At 43.8% G+C, this 26,543-nt stretch carries 23 protein-coding genes; 9 read left to right on the forward strand and 14 right to left on the reverse strand.

Going from position 1 to position 26,543, the window contains the following annotated elements; genetic code table 11:
• Positions 1 to 61 precede the first annotated feature (61 nt).
• Complete coding sequence (locus ABFV72_RS06165; protein WP_347162846.1) at positions 62 to 1,333, reverse strand: AGE family epimerase/isomerase; 1,272 nt, start codon at positions 1,331 to 1,333, stop codon at positions 62 to 64.
• Positions 1,334 to 1,337: 4 nt separating this feature from the next.
• Entirely contained in the window at positions 1,338 to 2,153 is an 816-nt protein-coding gene (locus tag ABFV72_RS06170; RefSeq protein ID WP_347162847.1) for an SDR family oxidoreductase, read from the reverse strand.
• Positions 2,154 to 2,772: 619 nt separating this feature from the next.
• On the opposite strand from ABFV72_RS06170, the gene ABFV72_RS06175 reads away from it, so the two are divergent.
• Positions 2,773 to 3,507, forward strand: coding sequence for an NUDIX hydrolase (locus tag ABFV72_RS06175; RefSeq protein ID WP_057761619.1), 735 nt, complete (start codon positions 2,773 to 2,775; stop codon positions 3,505 to 3,507).
• 126 nt (positions 3,508 to 3,633) lie between these two features.
• On the opposite strand, the gene ABFV72_RS06180 is transcribed toward ABFV72_RS06175, so the two are convergent.
• From ABFV72_RS06180 to nhaA, 3 genes are all read right to left on the reverse strand, one after another.
• Positions 3,634 to 5,022, reverse strand: coding sequence for an oxygenase MpaB family protein (locus tag ABFV72_RS06180; RefSeq protein WP_347162848.1), 1,389 nt, complete (start codon positions 5,020 to 5,022; stop codon positions 3,634 to 3,636).
• A gap of 77 nt (positions 5,023 to 5,099) precedes the next feature.
• Positions 5,100 to 5,702, reverse strand: coding sequence for a DUF2799 domain-containing protein (locus ABFV72_RS06185; protein ID WP_347162849.1), 603 nt, complete (start codon positions 5,700 to 5,702; stop codon positions 5,100 to 5,102).
• A gap of 209 nt (positions 5,703 to 5,911) precedes the next feature.
• Positions 5,912 to 7,114: a Na+/H+ antiporter NhaA gene (gene nhaA, locus ABFV72_RS06190; protein ID WP_347162850.1), complete on the reverse strand. Its 1,203-nt coding sequence runs from the start codon at positions 7,112 to 7,114 to the stop codon at positions 5,912 to 5,914.
• A gap of 464 nt (positions 7,115 to 7,578) precedes the next feature.
• On the opposite strand from nhaA, the gene ABFV72_RS06195 reads away from it, so the two are divergent.
• Entirely contained in the window at positions 7,579 to 8,334 is a 756-nt protein-coding gene (locus tag ABFV72_RS06195; protein WP_057761611.1) for a TSUP family transporter, read from the forward strand.
• A 118-nt stretch (positions 8,335 to 8,452) separates the two neighbouring features.
• Here ABFV72_RS06195 and ABFV72_RS06200 read toward each other — a convergent pair whose 3' ends face one another.
• The 3 genes from ABFV72_RS06200 to radC all read right to left on the reverse strand — a co-directional run bounded on the left by ABFV72_RS06200 (position 8,453) and on the right by radC (position 14,316).
• A complete protein-coding gene (locus ABFV72_RS06200; RefSeq protein ID WP_057761609.1) occupies positions 8,453 to 9,829 on the reverse strand; it encodes a dicarboxylate/amino acid:cation symporter in 1,377 nt (458 codons plus the stop codon).
• A gap of 523 nt (positions 9,830 to 10,352) precedes the next feature.
• Complete coding sequence (locus ABFV72_RS06205; protein ID WP_347162851.1) at positions 10,353 to 13,283, reverse strand: acyl-CoA dehydrogenase; 2,931 nt, start codon at positions 13,281 to 13,283, stop codon at positions 10,353 to 10,355.
• 349 nt (positions 13,284 to 13,632) lie between these two features.
• On the reverse strand, positions 13,633 to 14,316 hold the full coding sequence (gene radC / locus ABFV72_RS06210) for a RadC family protein (protein WP_347162852.1): 684 nt from the start codon (positions 14,314 to 14,316) through the stop codon (positions 13,633 to 13,635).
• Positions 14,317 to 14,444: 128 nt separating this feature from the next.
• On the opposite strand from radC, the gene coaBC reads away from it, so the two are divergent.
• Together coaBC and ABFV72_RS06220 are read left to right on the forward strand one after the other, a co-directional pair.
• A complete protein-coding gene (coaBC, locus tag ABFV72_RS06215) occupies positions 14,445 to 15,860 on the forward strand; it encodes a bifunctional phosphopantothenoylcysteine decarboxylase/phosphopantothenate--cysteine ligase CoaBC (protein WP_347162853.1) in 1,416 nt (471 codons plus the stop codon).
• Positions 15,861 to 15,940: 80 nt separating this feature from the next.
• Positions 15,941 to 16,723, forward strand: coding sequence for a sulfite exporter TauE/SafE family protein (locus tag ABFV72_RS06220; RefSeq protein WP_347162854.1), 783 nt, complete (start codon positions 15,941 to 15,943; stop codon positions 16,721 to 16,723).
• 33 nt (positions 16,724 to 16,756) lie between these two features.
• Here the strand turns inward: ABFV72_RS06220 and ABFV72_RS06225 are convergent, their stop codons facing one another.
• From ABFV72_RS06225 to ABFV72_RS06235, 3 genes are all read right to left on the reverse strand, one after another.
• Complete coding sequence (locus tag ABFV72_RS06225) at positions 16,757 to 17,671, reverse strand: histone deacetylase family protein (RefSeq protein ID WP_347162855.1); 915 nt, start codon at positions 17,669 to 17,671, stop codon at positions 16,757 to 16,759.
• Between the two features lie 145 nt (positions 17,672 to 17,816).
• Entirely contained in the window at positions 17,817 to 18,632 is an 816-nt protein-coding gene (locus ABFV72_RS06230; protein WP_347162856.1) for a YbjN domain-containing protein, read from the reverse strand.
• Positions 18,633 to 18,662: 30 nt separating this feature from the next.
• Positions 18,663 to 19,772 carry a hypothetical protein gene (locus ABFV72_RS06235; RefSeq protein WP_347162857.1) on the reverse strand — a complete coding sequence of 370 codons (1,110 nt, stop codon included), beginning with the start codon at positions 19,770 to 19,772 and terminating at the stop codon, positions 18,663 to 18,665.
• Between the two features lie 162 nt (positions 19,773 to 19,934).
• Between ABFV72_RS06235 and ccmA the strand changes: the two genes are divergently transcribed.
• The 5 genes from ccmA to ccmE all read left to right on the forward strand — a co-directional run bounded on the left by ccmA (position 19,935) and on the right by ccmE (position 23,428).
• Positions 19,935 to 20,564, forward strand: coding sequence for a heme ABC exporter ATP-binding protein CcmA (gene ccmA, locus ABFV72_RS06240; RefSeq protein ID WP_347162858.1), 630 nt, complete (start codon positions 19,935 to 19,937; stop codon positions 20,562 to 20,564).
• An 84-nt stretch (positions 20,565 to 20,648) separates the two neighbouring features.
• Entirely contained in the window at positions 20,649 to 21,356 is a 708-nt protein-coding gene (locus tag ABFV72_RS06245; RefSeq protein ID WP_347163055.1) for a heme exporter protein CcmB, read from the forward strand.
• 300 nt (positions 21,357 to 21,656) lie between these two features.
• Positions 21,657 to 22,445 carry a heme ABC transporter permease CcmC gene (ccmC, locus tag ABFV72_RS06250; protein ID WP_347162859.1) on the forward strand — a complete coding sequence of 263 codons (789 nt, stop codon included), beginning with the start codon at positions 21,657 to 21,659 and terminating at the stop codon, positions 22,443 to 22,445.
• Between the two features lie 16 nt (positions 22,446 to 22,461).
• Positions 22,462 to 22,683: a heme exporter protein CcmD gene (gene ccmD / locus ABFV72_RS06255; RefSeq protein ID WP_160023571.1), complete on the forward strand. Its 222-nt coding sequence runs from the start codon at positions 22,462 to 22,464 to the stop codon at positions 22,681 to 22,683.
• A gap of 244 nt (positions 22,684 to 22,927) precedes the next feature.
• On the forward strand, positions 22,928 to 23,428 hold the full coding sequence (ccmE, locus tag ABFV72_RS06260; protein ID WP_101206027.1) for a cytochrome c maturation protein CcmE: 501 nt from the start codon (positions 22,928 to 22,930) through the stop codon (positions 23,426 to 23,428).
• A 96-nt stretch (positions 23,429 to 23,524) separates the two neighbouring features.
• Here the strand turns inward: ccmE and ABFV72_RS06265 are convergent, their stop codons facing one another.
• The 3 genes from ABFV72_RS06265 to ABFV72_RS06275 form a co-directional block, all read right to left on the reverse strand.
• A complete protein-coding gene (locus ABFV72_RS06265) occupies positions 23,525 to 24,373 on the reverse strand; it encodes an aldo/keto reductase (protein ID WP_347162860.1) in 849 nt (282 codons plus the stop codon).
• A 327-nt stretch (positions 24,374 to 24,700) separates the two neighbouring features.
• Positions 24,701 to 25,678, reverse strand: a complete 978-nt coding sequence (locus ABFV72_RS06270; RefSeq protein WP_347162861.1) for a MetQ/NlpA family ABC transporter substrate-binding protein — start codon at positions 25,676 to 25,678, stop codon at positions 24,701 to 24,703.
• Between the two features lie 170 nt (positions 25,679 to 25,848).
• Positions 25,849 to 26,535 carry a methionine ABC transporter permease gene (locus ABFV72_RS06275; protein WP_057761583.1) on the reverse strand — a complete coding sequence of 229 codons (687 nt, stop codon included), beginning with the start codon at positions 26,533 to 26,535 and terminating at the stop codon, positions 25,849 to 25,851.
• Positions 26,536 to 26,543: the final 8 nt, after the last annotated feature.

Here is a 26,543-nt window from a genome sequence, read left to right on the forward strand (position 1 = left end):
TTCTTATCTTATCGAGTAGATCCTACTTAGGAATTAGGTCATAAAAATTAGGTCATAGGAATTAAGTTTTTGTTTCGAGCAACTGTGTGCGTAGTCCACCAGCTACCGACGCAGAGATAGGAATCAATGGCGTTACAGTGGCTTGAAAGTCATGATAAAGATCCTCGCGCGTCGGATACACGACCGTACTTAAGTTGCCATCTGCATCTACCTCATGACGCCAACCGCCATGCTCAAGATCAATCAAAGTACTGGCGATATAATCCCATGCTAAGCGGTAGTAATGTTCAAAGCGTGGATCATCCGTACGGCGCGATAGCATCAGTGCGGTATTAGCCATCTCAGCCTGTACCCAGTAAGGACGGTTTGGTATTGAAATCTCATCATCCCAGCCAATGGTATAGACCATGCCGGGCTGACCGTCAGGTGCCCAGCCGTGATCGATAGCACTATCAAATAATACGGTAGCATCAGGTAGCAGCCAATCAGGTACGTCATAACCATGCGCGATACAAGCAGACTCGACCTTGATCAGCAGTCCTGCCCATTCTGCAAAATGACCAGGTGTGAGTCCCCAAGGTCGCAGGTCATCAGAAGGTTCATTCGCATCATAGTCGGGTAACAGATTCCACTCACTATCAAAATGTTCAGGTAGGCGACCATCGTAATTACTAGGAATATCATGGCCGAAACGCTTGGCTAAGTGTAGCGCACGGTCTAGCCAACGCGTCTCACCCGAGGCATCTGCCAGTGCTAAGCAAGCTTCGGTCGTATGCATGTTGCAATTGGCGCCGCGATAATCTTCAGGATCAGACCAGTCAGCCGCAAAAGAGGGCAGCATCGATTGCTCATCTTCTAGCCAGAAATGCTGATCGATAATGGTTATTGCAGCTTGCATGAGCTCTGAACCGCGCGGGCGACCAGCAATGCTAGCAGACGCGCCAGCAAGCGCGACAAATGCATGCAAATAGGCGTTTTTGCGTGATGGATTTTTATGAGTTGAAGAAGCATCACTGAACCAACCGCCATGTACCGAGTCGCGTGATGGGCCATCGAGCAACGCATCTAGGCCATGGTCAGCAAGTGTTGCTGCACCCGGTATACCCATTAGCGCCGCTAGCGCATAGCAATGCACCATCCTTGCAGTGATGATGCTCTTTGCGGTGTCATCTACCATGTTGCCATCGTGACCGAGAGTAGCAAACCCTGATGGCACGCGTGCTTTGGCATAATGTTCGAGCAAACGTTGCCCTTCAGCAAGCAACCAGCGGCGATGAGTACTGCTATCTGCCCAGCAGACAGATAGCAGATCAGGAGAGTCAGGAGAATCCATGATATCAGCCATTGGTAATCATACCTCCGTTTATGTGTAAGGTCTGCCCGGTCACGAAGCTACTATCTTGGCAAGCAAGAAATACATAGGCAGCACCCATCTCACGTGGCTGACCCATACGTCCCATTGGTGAGGACATTGATTCTAAAATATCTTTATCAAAGTCTTTGAATACCAGTTGAATCTCACTCACCACAGGACCTGGTGCTACTTGATTGACGCGAATACCGCGACTAAGTAGTTGTTGCGATAGCGCGCGGGTATAGCCAACGATAGCACCTTTGGTTGCGGTGTACGGCACCAATACATCGTTGCCGACATACGCATTAACAGATGTCGTATTAATGATGCTATCGCCTTCTTTCATATGCTCAAGGGCGGCGCGGGTTGCATAAAACATCCCTGCCATATTGACATCGAAATGCTGTTGCCAGTCTTCATCACTGACCTCAGACAAATCATGATATGGCTTTTGCATACCAGCATTGTTGACTAGCACATCGATGCCGCCCCATTTAGCCACGACGGCTTCTACTGCCTCTTTGCAACTACTGCTATCTGCCGTATCACCCTGCAATACCAACGCGTCTGCGCCTTCTGCTTCAATACCTTCACGTGTCTCATTCGCGCTTTCTTCATCAGAGTGATAAAGGATGGCAACCTTGGCACCTTCACGTGCCATATGAAAAGCCACTGCGCGGCCGATACCGCTGTCTCCGCCAGTGATTAAAACGCGCTTATCAGCCAATTTTCCTGAGCCTTTATAATTATCATTAATGTATTCAGCAGGTGGCATCATGTTGTCGATTTGGTCTGTCATAATCTGTATCCTTTGTTCTTTTGAGGTGTCATCTATTTTTATTACAGCAAACCTATGACGCTGGCATCGATATTTTTATAATGCTATTTTAGAATGTCTGCCTCATAGCCTTACTAACGACTATCATAATACTCAGATGCATTTTTTGAAATATTACTCGGTTAATGTTTGGTAATTTAAAAATGCGGTTATGAGACTTATTACCATGAACGAATATCAAGCAAAAAGGATATTGAGAAAGTCTCATTCAATAAATCTATTACCGTCTAAAGTAGACGGGATAAGGTATTGAGTAATTTAAAAAGGTGTAAATACACAGCAAAAAACAGTCATTTAGTTGAAAAACTCACCTTAATAGAGGCTTAGTCTACATAACAAAGCCTATACATAAGCGACAAGCAATTTTATATTTATCATAGTAACCCGATATATGTATAGCAATCAGCCGATACGTTAATGAGTCGCATTTTGCCTAAAACAACATCAATATGAGATGCATCTACTAAAGCAATAATCGGACTAATAAGAAAAGCTGCCATACTAGCAACAGGTTATACTGGTATGCTGGCACAGGTATTTTCATGAATAATATGAAGATGACCACTCATAGGATTTGATAATGACCATACCCGAAAATATTGATTTCTTTAACAAGTTTAGCGTCGCTGTCCCAAGTTTTATTCGTCATCCTACACTCAGAAAACTGGCCGAGCGAGTGCAGCACGAGACATTGAACGCGCTGACGAGTCCAGCAATGTACGAGAGTGGCAACACCTCACAAAGTACGCGTATTTTAGACAGCTTATATCAGACACCCATTGCTGATGCATCAATATTGGTTGCGATTACTCATGAGCGCAGGCCTAAATTATTATTAACACGCCGTGCCGCCCATATGAACAGTCATGCGGGTGAAGTGTCTTGTGTGGGTGGTAAACATGATCGAGGCGATGGTAACAATGTCGTTACCGCATTGCGTGAAGCCTGTGAAGAAACAGCGCTACCGCCCAATAAAGTCCAGTTGCTTGGTCAGCTGCCTATCCAAACTTCAAAAAGTGGTATGAGCGTACGCCCAATCGTGGCACTTATCGCCCCTGGTCTAGTACTCGTACCTGAAGCGGGAGAGATATCACGTATCTTTTGGGCAGATTTAGAGTCGTTAGTCACTCAACCAACGGTAGAGTATGAAATTGAGTATAAAATGCAAGAGCAAATGGCTACCATACTAACACCTAGCTGGCAGGTCGATGGTGAGACAGTATGGGGGCTAACAGGACGGGTAATTGCTAACCTATTAGAAACAGGGTTTGATCGACAGCTCGAATGGTATTACCGCGTAGAAAACAAACGCTGATAAATGTCATCTACTAATAATATAGTCGATGCAATTTAAAAGTAGTACAAGGCAACCGAATGTAGATGTAATACTTCAAACGAGGTTAACGCAGTAATGCTTTTATAGTGGAATGACTATGGTCATCTACTTATAATAATCATCGTTCTTTTTCAGCCACCAGTTCATATTGTCTTGGCGCTTGGCACGGAATGCTTCTAGCTTATGGGCTACGGACGCATTATGCTGCCGCGCAGTATCAAGTGCAAAAAGAATCGGTACTGAAGATAACACACCAAAGCGTATCTTCGATTTTGGTAAGTCCAGCCCATCGCCTATATCATCACCGACCAAAGTACGGGTGACACTTGCGTTGACCATTTCGACAAAACGTCCACGGCGATTATCTTCACCCATCAGCTGACGCGGTAAATCATGCAATGCTTTTGCCAATGGCTGACCCATCTTAAAGTCTAGCTGCTGTATCGATAGATAGGTATAGAGCCATTCCCAACACGCGGCCTCATCTTTTGGTAAACGATCTAAATCAACCCCCATCCAATAACTGGCAAGATTCCATAGATGCAAGATACCTTCGGCTTCTTCTGTACTAATACGTGCGCCCAGTAGTCGTAGACCGCGCATAATCAGTAAGGAGAACTGTAAATGGGTGGCAATCATATCGGTTTGATTGATAGGGATGCCCCAATAGTCAGTATTCCAACTGCCGTCAAGGTTATGATGTTGCTCGGCATTTGGTATCACGCCTGTAGCCGCATTGCCTTTCCCTTTGAGTAAGTTTTGCCGTACCAAAGTATGTATCTGACGTACTTGGATCGATTGTCGCCAGCCCTCAGAGCCAATGGCTAACACTTGCTCGATAGGTTTATTTTGATTGCGTGTGCTCATATTAGATGAAGGGTGTTCAGACACGGCCAAGATATAAGCATAAGTACGCATCAATCGCGGTAGCGCATCGTGCATCAGTGCACCTGTCTGAATGAGCGGCAGCGATAAGGCAGGGATGCTATAGCCAGCCATCAGAGCAACATTACGCAGTAGCCAAATGAGCATCAATGGGTAGCGCCGATAGGCAACCGCGCCTATTTGAGCAAGTTTTGGGTCGAACCAGTCAGGATGGTTGCTAAATTGCTCAGTGAGCGCGCTAAATGATGGATTGTTTACAAGGTCCTTGTTTACAAGATAATTGTTTGCAGGGTTATTGTTTAGACTATTGCCAAGAATAGTATGCTGTAAAGGCTTTGCGAATTTTATGTTCTGAGCGGCTAACGCGTCTGCGAGTGGATCGCCAATATCGTAACCTGCCACGATTTCATCAAGTAGAGCAGGCGAGATCGTAAAGTCTTTTGGCAACAGATAACGTTTAATGCGTTTTAAAACTTGCAAATCACTATGGTCATTAATAGCAGTGGTACGTCCATGACGCTGATAAGTGTTCGATGATTGAGCCTTCGATGATTGAAAGTCAGGTTTGTCAGTTGAAGTACTTGCCGTATTGATGATTTTCTTATCCATAGTTATCAAGTACCATTTTCAGAGTGAGGACATGCCTTAGAACGTAAAACTTGCATTGCGATAGCTTCGCATCACAATCATTCGTAAAAATTACTGGATTGGTTCAATGAATCTAATTGCTGCTGTGTTGTTCGGATACGGCGTTTAGTATCACGAATCTCATCAGTTAGAGATAGCAGCCGTGCACGGGCTTCTTTTTCATTAGCAAAATCTAGCATTTCACCGTTTTCTAGCTTATCGAATTCTGATTGGTAAGTATCTAAGAGGCGATTATCTTTGTCTAATTGACTGTCTAAGGTGTAATAATCTAGCCCTTTTTGATTAGCCACTTGCAATGTGTTGGCCATAGTGATCGGGCAAACGTTGTTCAATTGACGACCACGTCTACCGATGTTATAGGCATTATTGATGGTGCAATATTGTTGCAGGCCAAGTTTACGACCTCGCTCCCATGCTTGGTAGTCAGGTGCGACACTGGCTTTGGCACAGGCTTTTGTATGAGATGCTAAGCGATCTGAATGGTAACCTGCCACGCCATCGTTATAGCCGATAGTTTGCCAGTCACCGACGAGACATTCTTGCTTGGAGAGTGTTGCACAGCCTGCTAGCAGATAGACACTACCGAAAACAGATAACCCTAATGCCAGTTGACGTACAACGCGGTGTATAGGTCGGTACATGGTTAGCTCCGATAGCTGTAATAACTATGATAACGATAATAACTATGAACACAAATAAATGATGCTAGCAATCAATCACGTTATATAGTCTTGTCATTGATTGCTAAGTCACTTATAAATATCTTGATAACGCACATATAAATAAAATAGAGCAGCTTATAAGTGGCATCAGTATTAAACAGTACCACTATAAGCTACTCTACGTTTCATCAATGCGGGCGAGTCAAGTCGACCGATGTACCGCTAGCATTGTCTTTTAAGCTCATTTTCAGCATGATGTAACCAGCAATACCAGAGACGATTGAACCCATGATAATACCTAAACGCTCATCAAACATAGTGGTGTCGCCAGCGAACGCCAAACCACCGATAAATAAACTCATGGTGAAACCAACACCGCACAATAGGGCGGCGCCGTAGATTTGCTTATAGTCCATACCTTTTGGCATGGTTGAGATACCAAGTTTAAAGATTAACCAGCACATAATCATGACGCCTAATTGCTTACCGATAAACAAACCAGCGGCAATACCTAGCGGCACTGAGTGGAATAACTCAGCAAAACCTGCGCCTTCGAGCGAGATACCCGAGTTGGCAAAAGCAAAGATTGGCAAAATACCAAAGGCGACGGTATTGTGCAGATCATGCTCTAGCTCTTCAAGCGGAGAGTGCTCAGGATCAGTGCGGTCGAACATCGGGATAAACAGTGCTAATACCACACCTGCCAATGTTGCATGGATACCAGACTTGAGTACGGCAATCCACATGATCAGACCAATGAGTAGATATGGCGTGATATTGGTGACGTTACGGCGATTAAGAACATATAAGAACGGCAAACATAGACCAGCTACTGCCAATGATTCTAACGACAGCTCACTGGTATAAAACAAAGCGATAATCAGAATCGCACCAATGTCATCAAAGATAGCAATAGAGACCAAAAAGACCTTTAAAGAGTTAGGTACACGATTACCTAAGAGACTCAAAATACCAAGTGCAAAGGCAATATCTGTCGCAGCAGGAATGGCCCAACCTTTCCAAAACTCAGGCTCATTGTAGTTAAAGAGCAGATAGACAATCGCTGGCATGATCATACCGCCAAGTGCAGCCCCTGCTGGCAGTATTATCTGCTTGACGTTGGACAGCTCACCGATGAGTACTTCACGCTTAAGCTCTAACCCAACCAAGAAAAAGAAAACCGCCATCAGACCATCGTTAATCCAGTGATGAGCGTCTTTGGCAATCTCAAACTCACCAATCTGAATGGCGACTGGTGCATGAATAAAACCTTCATACCAAACATTAAGAGGGGAGTTGGCAATGATCATTGCAGCAATGGCAGCCAATGCTAAGACGATACCGCCTGCTGCCTCAAATTCAAAAAATGCCTTAATCCTTCGTATTGCCATATCATCCTCATTCGCTAAATACAATTTACTAAATAACCTCAAATATCCATCAATGTCTGCGCTACCTATAATTTTGAGGTAGCAAATAGACAGAAACAGTTTCTCATACTCTTATCAATATAGACAACAAAATACGTTGAGCCAGTGCCAACGGTCTACTTTTTTATATTCACAATAGCAATATTATAAAGAGGATTTAACAAGCACAATAGTTGTAAGTCGTTACATCTTTTTAATAAGTCGCTATTCGGTTGAGTATATTCGGAATGTTATTAGACAAATTTAGCAGACTTTGTTACGTTTTTGGCTTTTTTTACGGTTTTATCTTTATAATGAGCAGCGCTGTGCGATGTGTCATTATTTCTTTTGCTAGCACTGGTAAGCTGTCAGCTTATCGATAACGATATTTTAGCCTTATCTCAGAACTCCTTTTCTCTTCTTATCATATTTTGCAGGTCAGTGTCATGGACTTAACTTTCTCGTTAGAGATTATTTTAATGCTTACTGCGGTGGCCGCATTGGCAGGATTCATTGATGCTATTGCTGGCGGTGGTGGATTATTGACTATCCCAGCCATGCTACTGGCCAATATCCCACCAGTATTGACGCTTGGTACCAATAAACTGCAAGCGGCATCAGGCGCACTGGCGGCGTCTATTACTATGATTAGAAAAGGAGTCGTCAAACCGCAACGTATCAAAGTAGCTATCATCGCCGCTTTTATTGGTTCTGTTATTGGCACCATCGCTGTACAGATGTCACCACCTGACTTGCTTGAAAAGGTTATTCCATTTTTGATTGCTGCTATCGGTATCTATACATTATTTGCCCCTAGGTTGGGTGAGGTAGAGGCTGCACCGCGCATCTCAGAGGGCAAATGGCAAAAAGTCGTGGCACCGTTGATTGGTTTTTATGATGGTTATATTGGTCCAGGTACAGGTATGTTTTTTGCGCTTGGCAATGTGGCATTACGTGGTCGTCAAATTATCGAAGCAACAGGCGCGGCAAAAGTATTGAATTTATCGACCAATATTGGCTCGTTAATTTTCTTTATTTTGGGTGGCAACGTACTATGGAAAGTGGGGCTAGCGATGATGGTTGGACAAACCATCGGTGCCTATTTTGGCTCGCATATGGTGGTTAAAGGCGGTAGTAAATTGATTCGTCCAGTAATTGTATTGGTCTGTCTGGCAATGTTGACCAAGTACGTGTTTGGCTAATTAGCCATTGATAGAACCGTATTAACCAATATTATTTACTGGTTATTAATCATAAAAAAACCTCAGCCAATTCGACTGAGGTTTTTTATTTTATGCACTTCTAGCTAGCAGGAGTGGGTTAGCGGCGACGATCGACATCATCGTATTCACTACCCATGATGCCATCACTAAAGACTTCAGAGAACTCACGCTCATTGTCTTCATCGATATGACCATCAAATACATCTTTTGCACCAGCGTTAGGATCGTTGTAAATAGCCAGATCCATTTTGCCTTCTGATTTTGCCACGATAGTAGTAACAGCAGCATCACCACCGACGTTTACAGCAGTACGTAGCATATCAAGGATACGATCCACACCCAAGATTAGGCCGATGCCTTCGATTGGTAGACCCACTTGAGCAAATACCATAGACAGCATGATTAGACCAACACCAGGTACACCAGCCGTACCAACAGACGCCAGTACTGACATCAAGATGACGGTTAAGTATTCGGTTACGCCCAAATCAATGCCGTAAATGTTGGCAATAAAGATGGTCGCAGTACCCTGCATAATGGCCGTACCATCCATATTGATGGTAGCACCAAAAGGAACAGTGAACGACGCAACTGAGTTGTTTACACCCATACGTTTGGTAACCGTACGCAAGGTAATAGGAATCGTCGCGTTCGAGCTTGAGGTACTAAAAGCAAAGATCTGTACTTCACGCATTTTTGCCAAGAACGTCTTGATAGACAGGCCTGAAGATACTTTAAGTACAATCATCATGGTTACAAAGAAGTGGAAGGCCAATGAACCAACCAATACCGCGACATAGCCAAGTAGTGACCAAATCAAGTCTAAACCTAGCTCTGCCATTGCTTTGGTCAATAGCGCAAATACACCATATGGTGCAAGGTTCATGATGATCGTGACCATCTTTAAGATAACTTCGTTGATCAGTTCTAGGCTTTGCACTAAGCCTTTAGCAGGTTTGCCTACCATCAAGATACTGACACCGATCAAAATAGCAAAGAAGATGATCGATAACATATCGCCATTTGCCATCGCGCTGATGGGGTTCGATGGGATAATGTTAGAGAACACATCAAGTAGAGGCGGCGCTGACGCAGCTTCAAACTCGGCTTCCGTTCCGATATTCATGCCTTTACCGATACCGAATAGCGAGCCAAGACCAATCGCAGTCGCAATAGCGAGTGCAGTGGTTATCATATAAATAATGAACGTTTTGGTACCAATACGTCCAAGTAGGCGAATATCACCAATACCGCATACACCGCAAATCAGTGAGATAAGCACCAAAGGTACGACCAACATTTTTAGCGAGTTGACAAATAGTTTACCAACAATGGCAAGGAAGCCATTGGTGATGTAAGTGTTAACAAAGCCACCTTCGCCGTTCAATCCTGAGTAGTTTAGAAATAGGCCCAGTCCAATACCGAGCACCATGGCAACAATGATCTTGCCCGTCAGTCCCAAATTCTTCCACATAATTCATATCCTTTGTGTGCATAACAGCTTTATAGTAAGTGTTCATTAGCCAACATGATTGTACTTATCAGCCTTACTACAAAGCTTGTTATGACTATTAAGTTCCCGTGATTGTCGCTTGATGTCACATTTTCGTGGACAATATAAAAGAATAGCTAAGGGCACTGCAAGATTTTTTTCTGATTTTATTCTAAATGTACATGCCTCGTTACAACTATGTGCCCATAATATAGTCAATATTTATTCTAAACGGTTTGTTTCCCATATGAAACAAAATATTCATGAAAGAGTTTTTAGGGTAAGCAAATATGTCAAACTATTGATATTGAACCATTGGTTTCGAATCAACAAAATGGAAAGAAAGAAGTAAGACTCATATGATTAATTAAGCTTAAAATTTCCCATAGACCTAAAAAAGCCAGACTATCGTTTATAAATAGTCTGGCTAATAAAAAATGAAACTCTTACTATAACTCTAATAATACTTAGTTTCTAATATCAATATTAAAAACAGCATAGACTTCTAAACTTTATCGTCTTCTTCGCGTGACAAAGGTGATTGGCGTTCTAAAGGTTTGATATCATTATCACTTACTTCAGAATTTATCTCGCCAGGTGGTGAAATATGACGATTGTGATTATTACCCATACGCTCGTTAAGATGTGACTCAGCATCACGATGGCGATGATCGAGTGCCTCTATCTCAGGCTCTGACTCTTCAAAATCTGTCTGCGAATTTACTTCTTTGATAGTATCTTGCTCACCCACTAACTCTACATCGCCATCACTTTCATAACCATGATTAGGATTGGCATCGCCAGTATGATTGTCTGTGTTTGCAGGACTGTCTAGATCGTTAATAGTTGGTTCGTTAGTGGCTAGCTCATCAACGGCAGCTGCATTGGTATCCACAGCGATACCGTTTTTACTCTGAGCTTGTCTTTTGAGCTGTGCATAATCAGTCAGTTGGTGAACTGCATTTTCAAGCGCATGCGGATTGTCACGTTCTAGCGCTTCTGATAGATGCTCGTCAAACGTATCGGTCAATAATGAATCAAAACGCATGGCGTTATATTGAATCAGTACTTCGGCCTCTTCTTCGGTAATGCCGCCATTTTGACTGGCGTGTACCACATGGTCTTCAAAGGTTAGACCTTCAAAGCTGTCTTGATGCTCTGCCTTTTTGAACTTCTGCCACAACGGTTCGATTTCGACTAAGGTCTGATAAGCATGTTCCATACGACCAGTTACATCGTCTGCATCGGTATTGTAATAAACCATGGTTTTCAGATAATCGCGGAATGGGTTGGCTGCAAAATCATCCATGAAAGTATCACCCAATTGGCGTTTTAGCTCATCGCTTGCTGGGGTAAAGATACGTCCACTTGGGAAAGTCACAAAGCTAACCACATTGGCTGCCATACGATTAGGGAAATTAGCAAAGAATGATACAAAGGCTTCTTGAATCGTATACAAACTGTTTTGTAGCGCAACTTCGGCATGCAATTGCTCAGACTCTGACTTACTACCATGTTCATAGAACTGCAAAATAGCAGTCGCAATAAATAGATGACTATGGATATCTGCTAAACGACCAGAGAGCATCTCTTTACGCTTTAAATCCCCTGCTAGTAGTCCTAATGCCATATCAGCAGTTAGGGCAAAGCTCGCACTTAAACGATTAATGTGTTTGTAATAAGGACGGGTAAAAGCATCTGCGAAATTCGGCGCCTTATCGCTACCACCGATGTAACCTGCGACAAAGGCTTTTGCACCACGGTTAAACGTATAACCCAAATGCTTGAAGAAAAGGGTATCAAATTTTTCAGTGGCAGCCGCTTTGTCTTCGCTTTGTAGTAACTGAAGCTCGTCGAATAAATAAGGATGACAACGCATTGCACCTTGACCAAAGATCATGAGTGAGCGGGTCAAAATGTTGGCGCCTTCTACCGTGATAGAGACAGGAATCGCCTGATAAGGTGTCGCTAAGAAATTACGCGGACCCATTTGCACAGCACGACCACCGACCACATCCATACCGTCGTTGACGACACTACGCATGGTTTCAGTTGCATAGTATTTTGCCATGGCAGTCATGACTGAGGGCGTGCCACCTTGGTTTAATCCGCAAGTGACCAAATGACGGAAGGCTTCTAACATATAAGTGTTACTCGCCATACGGCTAGTAGCGTCTTGTACACCTTCAAATTTACCTACTGATATCTTGAACTGTTCGCGAACTTTTGCGAACGCACCGACAGACAGATAGGTCATTTCACTGGCTGATGTCGATAGAGCTGGTAGAGAAATACCTCGACCAACGCCCAAGCATTCCATCAGCATACGCCAGCCGCGACCAGCGTTCTCAACACCGCCGATGATGTAATCTAATGGGATAAAGACGTCTTTACCATCGACCGTACCATTCATAAATGGTGAACCGATTGGGTTGTGACGTGGACCCGTGACCACCCCTTCATGATTGGCAGGGATAAGTGCACAGGTGATACCATAATCGGTTTTGTCCGGATCACCAAGCAGACCTTCTGGATCATGCATTTTAAATGCTAAACCAACCACAGTGGCGACAGGTGCTAGGGTAATCCAACGCTTAGAGAAGTTCATGCGTAGGCCAAGCACTTGCTCGCCCTCATGCGTGCCATAACAGACGACGCCTGTATCAGGAATCGCACCTGCATCAGAGCCCGCTTCGGGCCCAGTTAAACCAAAGCAAGGCACTTCATCACCTTTCGCAAGACCTGGCAACCAGCGCTGCTTTTGCTCGTCTGTACCATAGTGCATCAATAGCTCACCAGGGCCGAGCGAGTTGGGAACCATACAGGTCACAGCGGCAGTCGGCGAGCGCGAAGCGATTTTACTCATTACACGGCTTTGCGCATAAGAGCTAAATTCTAAGCCGCCAAATTCTTTTGGAATGATTAAACCTAAGAAACCATTACTTTTAATAAATTGCCATGCCTCAGGTGATAGGTCTTTATCTTTATGCTGAATTTGCCATTCATCAAGCATGGCACATAAGGTCTCTACTTCATTATCAATGAAACTTTGTTCTTCTTCTGAGAGCTGCGGATAAGGATAATTGGCAAAGGTATCCCAGTTTGGCGCACCCATAAACAGCTCTTTTTCCCACCAGCTAGTACCCGCGTCAAGCGCTTCACGCTCTGTATCACTCATACTCGGCATCGCACCGCCTAGCGCTTTATATACAGGCTTAGTGATTAACGATTGGCGAAGCGGTGCAACGAGTAAGACCAAACACAGTAGTGCCATTGGTATACCCAAAATGAGCGACCATGGGCTGATAATTGCGGTGACGATAACCGTAATCAGGGCGACGATGCTACCGGTGACCCGTGATAAGGACAACAAGAAGATGGCCAAGACCACGGCTAACTGAATGATGACTGCCAAAATAAACAAGCCAATTGCCATGACTATCTCCTTTGAAACGCTGAATAAGAAATGCGAAAAGTACATAAATGAAAGAGCTAACTATAATTATTTTTTGTCTTGCCACTTACTGTCTTACAAGTAAATCGAATGATTTGTTAATCCATAAATGCTCGGTTTTACGTCTCTTAAGTACTAGTATTAACGGTCTAGTAAGTAATTGACAAATAAATGACAAGAATGGCTACTAATATGAAACAGTTGTCGATAACTATCAAGAGCCAAAATGCTACGCTCTGTCGATGATATGTATCAAACATCATTGTTTATAGGTTAATCATATGTCTAGTTGGAACACGTAGCTAGCTATTGTCGGAAACTAGGCAAATAGCTAGTTGAAAGGGGTAAGGCAACTCTCGGCATAAGACAAAGTGTCGTTACGTCCGACGATGATGTGATCGACAAGCGAGATATCTAACAAGTCACAGGCTTTTTTTAGCTCATAGGTCAGTAAGTTATCAGCGGTCGATGGCTTGGCATCGGTATGAGGATGATTGTGGGCGATGATAAGTTGGCTAGCAGCATGGCTTAGTGCATGCCGCAGTACGTGCTTGATGCATACCGAGCATGATGAGATACCACCAGTAAATAATATCTCAAAGTCTAAAAGGTTGAGGGCATTGTCTAGACAGAGCACTGCAAATACTTCACGGTGCTCACCGCGCAACTGAGTACTAATATAGTCTTTGACCGCTTGTGAACGGCCGAGTGCTTGCCCAGTTTTGAGTTGGCTGTCCAGATAGCGCGTACCCATCTCAAGTGAGGCTAATATTTGGGCGTATTTCGCAGGGCCAATACCATGACAGGCAAGAACCGTCTGTTGAGGGGCGGCTAATAGTTCGGCTAAGCTACCAAACTGATCAATCAAATGCCGCGCTAATTCAATCGCTGATTGGGACTGAGTACCGGTGCGCAAAAATATGGCCAGTATCTCGGCGTCAGACAAATGAGCTGCACCAAATTTTAAAAGTTTTTCGCGTGGCCTGTCATCCTCATGCCAGTCTTTGATCGCCATTGTCACTCCTTGAAAATGGGGGGATACTCGTTATCTGAGATAGATACGGAAAATCTTACCCAATTTATCTCATAATTGTTACTATAAGCGCAATTTTATCTTTTCACTTTTTTGTTGATGCCACGCTTATGTCCAATATTGTGCTTGCTATTACTGGCGGTATCGCCGCTTATAAATCTGCTATATTTGCCCGCTTGTTAGTCAAGGCAGGCTTTGATGTGCGCGTTATCATGACGACAGGCGCACAAGCATTTATCACACCGCTGACGCTACAAGCATTGACGGGTAACGAAGTGCATGTCTCATTGCTCGATGAGCAAGCAGAGGCAGGTATGGGGCATATTGAGCTGGCTAAGTGGGCCGACTTAATCGTGATTGCACCTGCTTCAGCCAATACGCTTGCGCGTCTGGCCATGGGTATGGCTGATGATCTATTGACCACAGTGTGTCTGGCCACTACTGCGCCCGTCATTATTGCTCCTGCCATGAATCAGCAGATGTGGGCGCATCCAGCAGTCAACCTAAACGTACAAACATTGCGCGATATGAATTATCAAATTATCCAACCAGCTAGCGGTGAGCAAGCGTGCGGTGATGTCGGAGCAGGGCGATTGCCTGAGCCTGAGCAGTTATTGGATGAGGTGTTGCTGTTCATAGCAATGAACACGACGCCGCAATTGCTGGCAGGCAAAAGAGTAGTCATTACCGCAGGTCCAACAGTAGAGGCGATCGACCCTGTGCGTTATTTGTCTAATCACTCTTCAGGAAAAATGGGCTTTGCATTGGCACGCGCCTGTGTAGCTGCTGGCGCAGACGTTGTCTTAATTGCTGGTGGTAAAGTGGCATTGCCCACGCCGCTTAATGTCACACGAATCGATGTGCTGTCTGCCGAAGATATGCTGATAGCCGCGCAGCAATGTGTGGAAGGTACGCATAGCGAGTTTCAACTAGTCTTTGAAGATGAGCATGACCATTCTCATGAGCACGATCACTCTCATAACCATTCTCACGAGCATCATCATGGCGACTGTGGTTGCGGTGATGATGATGTAAGCGACCATGATCACAACCATAATGACAATAATGACTCGCTACAGTCTTATGATGACAACCAATTTGTAAAAGCAGATATCTTTATTGCGACCGCAGCCGTGGCAGATTATCGTACGGAAGAAGCTGCACCGCAAAAAATTAAAAAGACACAAGACGCCATGACGCTCAGTCTGGTTAAAAACCCTGATATTCTAGCGACGATTTCTCTTGCGCATCCAGAGCTATTTGTCGTTGGTTTTGCCGCAGAGACACAAGATGTTGAGCGTTATGCCCGTGGTAAGTTGGTCGCAAAAGATTTGGATATGATTGCTTGCAATGATGTCTCACGTGCAGATATCGGTTTTGCCAGTGATGACAATGCGATGCAGGTGTTTTTCTCTGAGCGCTATGAGCGTGACACGGTAACGCTTGAGAAGACCAGTAAAGATAAAATTGCTGAGCAACTAGCTAGCATCATCGGTCAAGTAATCGGTCAACGTAAAGATAGTTAGAACTACAGGCGCTAAATCTGATAGCTAGCATGTAGATAGTGTGTAAATACAGACGCTGAGCCTAAAATGGTGTGACCGATATGATGAATATAGCTGGTAACGATAGCAATCAGATGCTAGTGCTGACGATCATTTTTGCGCTTGCCTCACTGCTGCATGGTATTAGCGGACTTGGCGCAACATTAGTGACGACCACTGCGCTTGCTAGTATGTACCCATTGCAACACGCCATTGTGTTAGTGATTTTCCCCTCGCTAGTCGTTAATGTGATGACCTGGCTAGTAGGCGGTGAACGCACCATTTGGCAAAACTTTATCTACTACGGCAGACGCTATTGGTTGCTTGCGCTTACTAGCCTATTAGGTAGCATTTTAGGTGCGAAACTATTGCTATGGATCGATAGCGCTTATATCCTCTTATTGTTGGCCGCGGTCATTGCCTTCTACGTTGTGAGTAGTTTACTCGGCAAACAAATCCGTCTACCAAATACCAAGCCTATGTTAATTGCCGTTGGCTTTGGTGCAGGTGTCATCGGCGGCTCGACCAATGCGATGTCGACCATCCTGATGATGTATTTGTTGTCTGCCAGTGACGATAAAAACACCATCGCCAAAGTCGGTAACATGTGCTATTTCTTAGGAAAGATTGCCCAAATTATTGTGTTGCGTGAGCCTATCATGGCACTGAGCAGTGGTGAGTGGCAGCTGATTACTTTTTTGAGTGTGCTGTCTATAGTGACTCTTTTGGTTGGAATCCGTTTGCGTCGTTATTTACCGCAAGCGCGTTTTCGTCAGCTTATTTTATTGATTTTAATCGTGCTTGGAATACGCGTTGGCTGGCAAGGTATTACCGCATTGTTATAGCTAAAGTGTATAAGCCTTTTCAGCGATATTTTATTAGGCCAATTCTTTAAAAAATATCTGCTGTGCCAAACGAAAGGTATTACAATGCGCTTCGACCACATCTTCGATATCTTCTGAGTAGCCGCCACCCATCACGATAGCGACAGGGATATTAGCGGCTTTTGCTTGCTGCAGAACATATTCATCACGCGACTTGCACCCTGCTTGTGTCAAACCAAGTTTGCCGAGCTTATCGGTAGCGAGCACGTCGACAGCAGACTGATAAAAAATCATATCTGGTGCAACCTCAGTGATTAAGCGTGGCAGTGTATCTTCTAATATCTGTAAATACTCAGCATCGCCAGTATCGTTGTCTAGCTCAATATCTAAGTCTGATACTTGCTTACGAAATGGATAGTTCTTTGCACCATGCATGCTAAAGACAAAAACGCGTGGCTCATTTGCCATGATACTGGCGTTACCATTGCCTTGATGAACGTCCAAATCGATAACTAAAATTTTCTTTGCCTGTCCACGATTTAGTAGTAAATTGCTAGCGATACAGACATCATTGAATACGCAAAAGCCTTCTCCGTGACCAGCAAAAGAGTGATGTGTACCGCCTGCAACGTTCATCGCCACGCCATATTGCTGAGCATATAGCGCGCACTCATACGTTGCATGGGCAATATAACGACCGCGCTCTACCAACTGCGGCGTCATCTCAAATCCGATCGCACGAGCAGCCTTGCGCGGCAGTGTTTGAGTTTTAAGCTGATACCAGTACTCTGCGGTATGCGTGGTCAAAATCTCATCTTCGCTTAAGCGAGAAGGGGCAAAGAAGTTATCTTGGCTAATAGTCCCTTCTGCCAGTAAGCGCTCAGGAATCATAATGTACTTTTGCATGGGGAAGCGGTGTTTTTCTGGCACGGAATAGCGAAAGACGTCAGAGTAGGCGATTTTTAGCATAAGATTTCTAGCTTAGTATTGATGTTTTTTTGGATAGAAAAATAAAGAGATAAGTATCCGCGATCGTAGATTGTGGCTTGACTGAAAAACCAGTTTATCGGATGAACTGAACTATTGAACAAACTGAGTTATCGAACAAACTGAGCTATTGAACAAACTGAGTCGGTAAAAAGAACGTGCGCGCATCTGACTGTTGACGTAGCTCGACAAGTAGCGTTTGCATGTCTTCAGCAGGGTCTTGATTATTGACCAAGTTGCCAAATAGCTCGTTGGCAACCGTGGTCATCGCAACCACGCTTTGTAATAAATGCTCAATAATCTCATTATCAATCCCAACTGCTTCGACATCGATAGCATTTTTGTAGCGTATCTCACCATCGTTGACATCCATCTCCAGATTACCGACTAGCATGTCATAGTTGATTTGGGTGATGAGTAGCATTGCGGCACTTTGATGACTTTCTGGTATCAAAAATGGCAAGATGCCGTAGATGGCCAATAGTTTGTTTTTTTCTTGCACCCGAAACAGATAGCCACAGTTTATTTGCTTATGACGCATTCTTAAGGATAAATGATGCGATTTTTGGCTGTCGTTGGTTTTGGGTCGATAATGCGTGTAGTGCCATTGTTTGTCATTGAAGTATTGTTTTAAGCAGTCGACGATAGGTGTGTCACTCTGGTCTTCAGGTTCTGCATTTGCGCTATCGGTTTTTAAGTTATCGGTTTTGAGTTGAGATGTATTTGTTTGCGCTTGTGCTTGAGGGTTATTCTGTTCGCTGCCCTGATTCGCCTCTAACTCATGAGAGATATCAGCCGATATATTTTTTGTATTATTAACCTCGCTGTCAGCAAGTGATGCAGGCCTTTGCTCGCTTGCAGCATCGACGACTGACTGCGGTGCGGCAGCAGTCAGTAACCGTTTTATTTTTTGCCACAAGCTGAGTTTATTGCATTGACTCATAATAGTATGCTGACAAGTAAGGGTTATAAATTAATCGTGAGTGAATGCCAAACCTTCTTTGATAGCAGGCTGTGCATAGAACGCTGCTAGCATTTCACGAATATGAGCCGTCAACCAAGGCGTCTCAAGAGCATCGTACACGATAGGCAGTAGTGTAGTGCTACATTGCTTCATAGCTGCTTCATCAATGTGCAAACTCGCCGCAATGGTCGCCATCGTGTCAGACTGATGATTGGCATACCAAGTGTCGATGCTTGCCGTTACCAAGCTGTGCAGATACGGTGACAGTCGCAGGCGATTGTAGCTTTGTTGGATACTGGCTTCGATATGGTCAATGCTACTATTATCAGGCTCATCGCTTAAATAGGTTTGCAACTCGCTGATCGGTTGGTCTTTGATGCGATCCCAGCCCATAACCATCAGACGCGCCACTTCTTCGTTTGATAAGTGTTCTTGGGCATTGGCTTCGGCTTTGCGTGTTAAATCTTTGATATTGCGATGCAAGTAGGTTTGCAGTTTTTCATCGAGGTTTCTGTTGGTCGCCTTTTCAAAAGAGCTACGTCCAAGCTTCATCAATTTACCAACGCCACCTGCTTTATCGAGGGTGCTTTCCATAAAGTCATTGATAGCGTGATAGAGTGTTTGGGTCAATAAATCTGCAAAGGTTTCGTTACCGACCAGCGTATGAATCAATATATTGCGCTGCTGCACATGGCTACCGATATAGTTGGCCAGCGTTTCAACTTGGGCATCATCGACCAGCTCAGACAAAGGCACATTGTCATTGACTGGGTGATAAATAATGGTGTGCAAAATATCACGGATATCGGTACGCATCACCTCAGTCATCGGCTGATTTAACAGCCAGTCTTTCATCAGCTGCTGTAAATGATCACAGGTAATATATTTGCTTAAAGGCTGCGCACCAAACCATTGCCAAGCTTCTATCGCTAGCGGCTCAGCTTGATTGTGCAACCACTGCTGCATAAAGTTGACTTGAGCATCGATCAAGCTATCTACTGTCAAACGGCTAGCTGATGGCTGTTTTGACAAGCTAGTGTCTGCATTGTCATTTTTAGTTTCTGCAGCAGTATTAGGTTTTTGGCTATCTTGTGAAGTCGGCATAGGTTTTGAAGTCATATTTTAAAGTCGTATTTTTTTGAGGTCGTACTTTTTGAAGTCAGAGTAATCGACAATTTGTTATACTGTGTGTTTGTAGCGAGCATAGGGTATTATGCCACGAACATTACCTTTGTTTGTGATGAATATTGACTGCTGCTTGATAAATAACCAGAGGTTTTGATGACGGTTTTGGATACGCCTTTACTTGCACTTGATGAGCTGACAGTTCAGCGCGGTGAGATACCGCTGTGCGAAGGAGTTGCGTTGCAGCTATCTGCGGGTAGTATTTGCCATCTAATCGGGGCAAATGGAACCGGAAAGACCACGTTACTCATGCAGTTGGCTGGATTGTTACCTGTTTTGTCAGGTGAAGTTACTTATCAAGGACAATCGTGCCTGCCCATCCAGCCTTTATATGTCTCGCACCAGTTAGGCATCCATCCGAATTTGACAGTAGCACAAAACCTGACGTTTCTACTGAACTTATATGGCATCACGCCTCGCGCTGTTGACATTGACGATGCACTTACATGGGTTGGGCTACAAGGGTTTGAAACGATCAGCTCAAGTCATTTGTCCGCTGGGCAAACGCGGCGCATCACGCTGGCACGATTGTACTTGTTAACTCCTGACGTGACACCGCTTTGGTTACTTGATGAACCTTTCACGGCATTAGATGTCGATATGGTGGCACGTATGGAAGAGCGATTACGCGAATTTGCACAGGCTGGCGGGTCTATACTAATGACCAGTCATCAGGCAGTCGGTGTCGCCAATCAGGTGCTCGATTTGTCAAATCATATGGTATAAGTTTGATTGCTATCAGTACCATCAGTATATGTGCAAGGACAAATAATGACAGACAGTCCAATACAAGTAGGATCAGTAGCAGCCATGAATAAAAGTCCAAATGCTATTGTCGCAGTGCCTCGCAGTATTGGCTTCCTGCAGCTATGGCGACGTGAATGGCAAGTCAAGCAGCAAGGAGCGGTACAATGGTTGTATCCGTTGGTACTGTTCTTAGTGATTATCACTTTGTTTCCGCTGGCAGTCGGTAGTGAACCTGCGTTATTACAGCGTCTGGGCGTATCAGCAGTGTGGATTGCTGCGTTGTTGTCACTGGTAATGGGCGTTGATGGATTATTCAAGCCTGCGCTTGATAATGGTACGCTTGCGCAATTGGTCGTGGCCAAAGCGTCACTACCGCTATGGGTGCTGATTAGACTGGTCATTCATTGGATTTTTAGTAGTGGTATTGTGGCGGCGCTAAGTTTGCTTGCCGTGCCGTTGTTTCAGCTTAGTTGGTTTGAAGCGTGGATATTGATGGCTTCTATCGTGACAGGTAGCCCAATGCTTTTGATGTTATCAGCAGTGGCCAGTAGCTTGACGCTATCGTTAAAGAATGGGGCAGTATTAGTGCCTTTGATTGCTTTACCGATGCAGTTGCCGGTATTGATTTTTGCTACGGGTGCGGTTGATTTATTTGCTTCTGGGCTGAATGGTTTGCCTATCTTAGCTTTATTACTAGCAGGAAGTATTGTTTCTGTCCTAGTTATGCCTTGGGTGATTGCTACAACTTTAAAAATGTCATGGCTTAATTAAACGATTTGCGTTTTGTAATCCTAAAGTCCAGTTGTCGAAATTTGATTAGCTAAACCCAGTTATCTAAACCCAGTTATCGAAAACTAGTTATCGAAAACTAGTTATCTGAACCTAATTGTCTGAACCCTATGTATTAACATCATGGTGAAAACTGACAATTTTGCTATAATAGTCAATTAAATACGTAAACAGCTCTTTGTAGATTCTATCCAGTGTTTAACGCCAGCAGGTGAGTTGATAGTGGTGCTTTTATAGACCTTCTCATTTATCGCCAGTAAGCTGTGTAATAGGTTTCTTCCCATGCCCAACCTGAATAACGTCTCATCCCCTAGCTTGTGGCAGCGCATTTGGCAGGGTTTCTTGACCACTGTGGGTACCAAGCAGTTTTTTCGTATCTTTAGCCCTTGGGTCAAGTGGTTAGCGGTACTAGCCAGTCTCTGTTTGCTCATTGGTAGCGTATGGGGCCTTGCTTTTGCGCCGCCTGATTATCTTCAGGGTAATAGCTATCGCATTATCTTTATCCATGTTCCAGCGGCTAGTCTTGCCATTTCTATTTACTTTTCCCTTGCAGTTCTGGGAGTGATTTATTTGGTATGGAAGATTAAGACGGCCAGTTTGGTCGCGCAGGCACTTGCCCCGATGGGGTTTTTGCTGTGTGTCATCAGTTTGCTTACAGGCTCTATCTGGGCAAAGCCAACATGGGGTACTTACTGGGTATGGGATGCACGCCTTACGTCAATGTTGATATTGGCGTTTTTGTACGCGGGCGTAATGGCTCTGTTTGCCGCTTTTGAGCATACGGCCAATCGCGGTAAAGCGGCTGCTATTTTATCTATTGTAGGCGCAGTGAACCTGCCTATTATCAAGTACTCAGTAGAGTGGTGGAATACCTTACATCAAGGCGCGACCTTTAGTTTGACTGCAGCACCGAAGATGTCGGCAGATATGTGGATGCCCTTGCTACTGATGATTATCGGCAGCTATTTACTGGTTGCGACATTAGCGATTTATCGTACCAATACGCTGATTTTATACCGTGATCAAGGCAAAGCGTGGGTTAAAGAATACATTCGTGGTCAACACAAATAACGGCTAGGAAAATACTATGCAGCCTTACTTTTATAGCGTATCTGAGTTTTTCGCCATGGGTAAGCATGGGGTTTTTGTATGGTCGTGCTGGGCGATAACGATCGGCGTGATGTTGGCATTTATTATCTATAGCCGCAGACAGCGACAGTCACTTATCAAACAGCTGACTATTCAGCAAGCGCGTCAAGCCCAGCGAACCACCAAAACCTCAACGCCTGTGACCAAACAAGCTGAATGAAAAATCATCTTAATATCAGGGTTTTAGCGTAAGAAACCGTATCCTTTTACTGACAAAAATATGACCTTGCAAGTAGCGATAGGGCTTATTGATTTGTCTGAAAAATGCTACCATATAGCGATTAGAAGAGTACGATTAGAAAGACATTTTTAGAACGTTTTTCTAATGGTGGTTTCTTCAAATTTTTCTGCTTTATAGATTGATTATGATTTATAAAACAGTGACTCATTAATGGGGTAGTGGTATGAATGCAGTTCGTCGGAAAAAACTGACGTGGGTTATGTTTACGCTAGCAGGTGCGGCAGTAGCAGTTATGTTGGTTATCTATGCTATCGGGCAGCAAACTGACTACTACTTTGATGCAACTGCGATTGCCCAAGGTGAAGCGCCTCAAGACAAACGTATTCGTGCTGGTGGTATGGTGGTTGCCGGTAGTGTGCAGCGTGCAGCAGACAATCCATTAAATGTTGAGTTTGCGATTACTGATTTTCAATCAACCGTGCCAGTGACTTACCAAGGTATTCTGCCAGACTTATTTGCTGAAAACTCAGGTGTCGTGGCTACGGGTAAAATGCAGGGCGATACTTTCGTCGCTGGTGAAGTACTGGCCAAGCATGACGAAAACTATATGCCACCAGAAGTTGCTAAGTCTATGAAAGAAAATAATCGCAGCGGAGCGATACCTTCTTCTGAACAGTATAATCCTGCTGAAAAAATACATGAGACCGAAACGCTACAACAGTAATGATTGTGAGTTTCCATACCATATAAAAAAAGCCACCGATTATCGGTGGCTTTTTATTGCGCTGTGGTGTTTAGCTAATCGTACTTATTAACCCTGTTAGTCATCCCATACTGGGCTATAGTCAGGATGTTCAATTTTACGACCGTCAGAGCTGGCTAAGTTGCCGATTTTTTCTAACTCATCTGCACTTAATTCAACTTTGATGGCATCTAGATTGCCTTGCAAGTGATCAGGGTTAGACGTTTTCGGAATAGCCACACGATGCTTGTCTGATAAGATCCAAGCTAGTGAAATTTGTGCTGGTGTTACGTTGTGATTATCTGCAATCTCTTTAATCACTTCGTTATCAAACACATCACCACGCGCTAATGGCGAGTAAGCTTCTAGCAGAATGTGATGATTATTTAAGAAGGTCTGCAATGTGTTTTGCTTAATAAACGGATGAAACTCTACTTGGTTCACGACGATAGGCACATCAGCATATTTCTTGGCCTCAATGATATTAGCGATATTGAAGTTTGAAACACCAATATGACGCGTTAGACCTTGCTTTTGTAGTTCACACAGCGCAGGAATGGTCTCAGATAATGGTACGCGGTCATCAGGCCAGTGCAATAGCAATAGATCGACATAATCGGTACCCAAGTCTTCCAAAGAACGTTTCGCTGCTGCGACCAATTTTTCTGGCTCAAACTTCATATCATCTGGAAAAATCTTGGTAGTCAAAAAGAACTTATTGCGAGCCACGCCTGATTGTCTGATACCTTCGCCAACTTCTTTTTCATTGCCATAAGCTTGAGCGGTATCGATATGCTCATAACCCATTTCTAATGCTTTTTTGACCACGTCTACGCAGTCTTGCCCAGTTGACTGCCAAGTACCTAGCCCTAGGATTGGGATATTTGCTTGTCCAGCGGTACGAATATTATAGTTTTTAGCGCTCATATTATTATCCTTGTTATGTGTATCTTATAATTTTCATTAGTTTTAAATGTCATCAATAGTATGGTCTAACGAGTAAATTACTATTGAGCTTGTCCACTATAAGAAAAACCAAGGACAAGTGGAAGCGTGAGTGACGGTTTCCTACAAAGGGCAAACAGGCTGTAACGTGATTTTTGATAGTTATTTAATGCACAGTTAGTCTTTTGATAACGGTATTAGAAAACAGCTCTCCCAAAATCAAAGACAAAAAAACGCCCATTACTCTAAGTAATGGGCGTTTCTATTAATCATAACACCTAAAAAACTAGGTACTTTTGATTTAAAGTCTTACTGAGCAGCAGCTTCTGCAGTTTCTGGAGCGTCAGCGCTTTCAGTTTTAGCAGCAGTGTCCATGTGTGCGCTATGATCAGTACCCCAGATTTTTGGGTACTTGTAGCCAGGGAACGTTTCATGAGCGTACTTTTTGAAAGCTTCTGAGTTATAAGCGTTGGTCACATCTTCAACCCATTTTTTACCAGTATCAGCAGATTTGATCGCTGACCAGTTTACATAAGCAAAGCTTGGCTCTTGGAACAATGCTTCGGTCAATTTGATACCAGAGTCGGTAGCATAGTTACCATTGATAACCGCGAAGTCAACTTCATCACGTGCGCGTGGTAATTGAGCAGCTTCTAGTTCAACGATTTCGATATCGTATTTGCTGTTATCTGCGATATCAGCTTTTGATGCTGTCAATGGATCGATGTTGTCTTTCAATTTGATCCAGCCAAGATCGTTCATCATAACCAAAGCACGTGCAAAGTTACTAGGATCGTTTGGTGCAGAGACACTCATACCTTTGAATGCAGCATCAAGACTGGTCTTTTTACCTGAGTAAATGCCAAGCGGAGCCGTTGGTACTTGGAATGCTTCTACTAGATCAAGATTGTTTTCTTTTTTGAAATTATCAAGGTAAGGCTTATGCTGGAAGATGTTGATATCCAAATCGCCTTCAGCCAATGCAAGGTTAGGACGGACATAGTCAGTAAAAGCAATCAACTCAACTTCATAACCTTGAGCTTCAAGCGTGCTCTTTACTTGGTTACGAACCATATCAGCAAAATCGCCTTCAGTCGTACCGATAACGATTTTGGTATGATCAGGATCGATATTGCTAGCGGCAGTTTCTGCAGTTGCACCTTCGGTTACTGGCTCTTTAGTCGCTTCTGGCGCTGATGAATTGCTGCAACCAACTAAAACTAGACCTGATACACCAACAGCGGCAAATGCGGTAGCTAACTGACGGCTAATATCTGTTAATTTCATAATATGTCCTTAATAATGAATGGGGTTGAGTAAAACGTTTATCGTCTGAACATTAAAAAAGCAACATTATAAATAGTAATGCTGCTTTTGTTGTAAGAGCTGAGATAAGGGTTGAGTGTTGCCAAAAATAAACCTAGTCGCTCGTAAAGTCAAGTATTCTCTAAAGCGGTTTAACGTTTGTCTAAACGATTGGCGAGCCAGTTACCAGAGGCTTGAATCGAGACGACCATGATGGATAGTACAATCACGATAAAAATCATTACCTCGGTTTGATAGCGATAATAGCCATAACGAATGGCCAAATCACCCAAACCGCCACCACCAATCATACCAGCCGCCGCTGAATAAGAGAGCAAGCTGATACAAAGAATAGTGACTGACAATACTAAACCTGAGCGCGCTTCATTAAGTAGTACTTTAATGATGGTAAAAGGCCTGGCACCCATTGATTCGGTTGCTTCGATAATACCGCGCGGCACTTCACGCAAATTTTGCTCGACCAAACGCGCAAAATAAAACGAACCAGCGATAGCAAGTACCAATGATGCAGCGATGGGTCCGATACCTGTGCCAACAATGGCCTTGGTAAACGGACTCATCGCAATCATCAAAATCACGAAAGGGAAGGCACGCATAAAGTTAGTAATACCGCCAAGCACACCGTACAACGTCTTGTTTTGCAAAAACTGTCGATCACTAGACAAAAACAAGAATACGCCAAACAGTCCACCGATGACGATTGCGACTGTGGTCGAAATACCGAGCATCACAAACGTATCAATAAACGCGCTCACGATCTCTTTGCGTAACACAAGTAGCTTGTCTATAGAGGCGGATAATTCAGTACCAGTTAACATATCTATTT

Origin of the sequence: Psychrobacter proteolyticus, from assembly GCF_039762275.1 — a bacterium.
Taxonomy (GTDB): domain Bacteria; phylum Pseudomonadota; class Gammaproteobacteria; order Pseudomonadales; family Moraxellaceae; genus Psychrobacter; species Psychrobacter proteolyticus_C.

Excerpts from the sequence above, each read along its gene's own strand:
- ABFV72_RS06230 (WP_347162856.1), bottom strand. The coding sequence starts at position 18,632 with ATGAGTCAATGCAATAAACTCAGCTTGTGGCAAAAAATAAAACGGTTA.
- ABFV72_RS06205 (WP_347162851.1), bottom strand. The coding sequence starts at position 13,283 with ATGGCAATTGGCTTGTTTATTTTGGCAGTCATCATTCAGTTAGCCGTG.
- ccmC (WP_347162859.1), top strand. The coding sequence starts at position 21,657 with ATGCCCAACCTGAATAACGTCTCATCCCCTAGCTTGTGGCAGCGCATT.
- ccmA (WP_347162858.1), top strand. The coding sequence starts at position 19,935 with ATGACGGTTTTGGATACGCCTTTACTTGCACTTGATGAGCTGACAGTT.
- ABFV72_RS06175 (WP_057761619.1), top strand. The coding sequence starts at position 2,773 with ATGACCATACCCGAAAATATTGATTTCTTTAACAAGTTTAGCGTCGCT.
- ABFV72_RS06270 (WP_347162861.1), bottom strand. The coding sequence starts at position 25,678 with ATGAAATTAACAGATATTAGCCGTCAGTTAGCTACCGCATTTGCCGCT.
- ABFV72_RS06200 (WP_057761609.1), bottom strand. The coding sequence starts at position 9,829 with ATGTGGAAGAATTTGGGACTGACGGGCAAGATCATTGTTGCCATGGTG.
- ABFV72_RS06220 (WP_347162854.1), top strand. The coding sequence starts at position 15,941 with ATGATGAATATAGCTGGTAACGATAGCAATCAGATGCTAGTGCTGACG.
- ABFV72_RS06170 (WP_347162847.1), bottom strand. The coding sequence starts at position 2,153 with ATGACAGACCAAATCGACAACATGATGCCACCTGCTGAATACATTAAT.
- ABFV72_RS06265 (WP_347162860.1), bottom strand. The coding sequence starts at position 24,373 with ATGAGCGCTAAAAACTATAATATTCGTACCGCTGGACAAGCAAATATC.
- ABFV72_RS06275 (WP_057761583.1), bottom strand. The coding sequence starts at position 26,535 with ATGTTAACTGGTACTGAATTATCCGCCTCTATAGACAAGCTACTTGTG.
- ABFV72_RS06225 (WP_347162855.1), bottom strand. The coding sequence starts at position 17,671 with ATGCTAAAAATCGCCTACTCTGACGTCTTTCGCTATTCCGTGCCAGAA.
- ccmE (WP_101206027.1), top strand. The coding sequence starts at position 22,928 with ATGAATGCAGTTCGTCGGAAAAAACTGACGTGGGTTATGTTTACGCTA.
- ABFV72_RS06245 (WP_347163055.1), top strand. The coding sequence starts at position 20,649 with ATGAATAAAAGTCCAAATGCTATTGTCGCAGTGCCTCGCAGTATTGGC.
- ccmD (WP_160023571.1), top strand. The coding sequence starts at position 22,462 with ATGCAGCCTTACTTTTATAGCGTATCTGAGTTTTTCGCCATGGGTAAG.
- radC (WP_347162852.1), bottom strand. The coding sequence starts at position 14,316 with ATGGCGATCAAAGACTGGCATGAGGATGACAGGCCACGCGAAAAACTT.
- nhaA (WP_347162850.1), bottom strand. The coding sequence starts at position 7,114 with ATGGCAATACGAAGGATTAAGGCATTTTTTGAATTTGAGGCAGCAGGC.
- coaBC (WP_347162853.1), top strand. The coding sequence starts at position 14,445 with ATGTCCAATATTGTGCTTGCTATTACTGGCGGTATCGCCGCTTATAAA.
- ABFV72_RS06185 (WP_347162849.1), bottom strand. The coding sequence starts at position 5,702 with ATGTACCGACCTATACACCGCGTTGTACGTCAACTGGCATTAGGGTTA.
- ABFV72_RS06165 (WP_347162846.1), bottom strand. The coding sequence starts at position 1,333 with ATGGATTCTCCTGACTCTCCTGATCTGCTATCTGTCTGCTGGGCAGAT.
- ABFV72_RS06235 (WP_347162857.1), bottom strand. The coding sequence starts at position 19,772 with ATGACTTCAAAACCTATGCCGACTTCACAAGATAGCCAAAAACCTAAT.
- ABFV72_RS06195 (WP_057761611.1), top strand. The coding sequence starts at position 7,579 with ATGGACTTAACTTTCTCGTTAGAGATTATTTTAATGCTTACTGCGGTG.
- ABFV72_RS06180 (WP_347162848.1), bottom strand. The coding sequence starts at position 5,022 with ATGGATAAGAAAATCATCAATACGGCAAGTACTTCAACTGACAAACCT.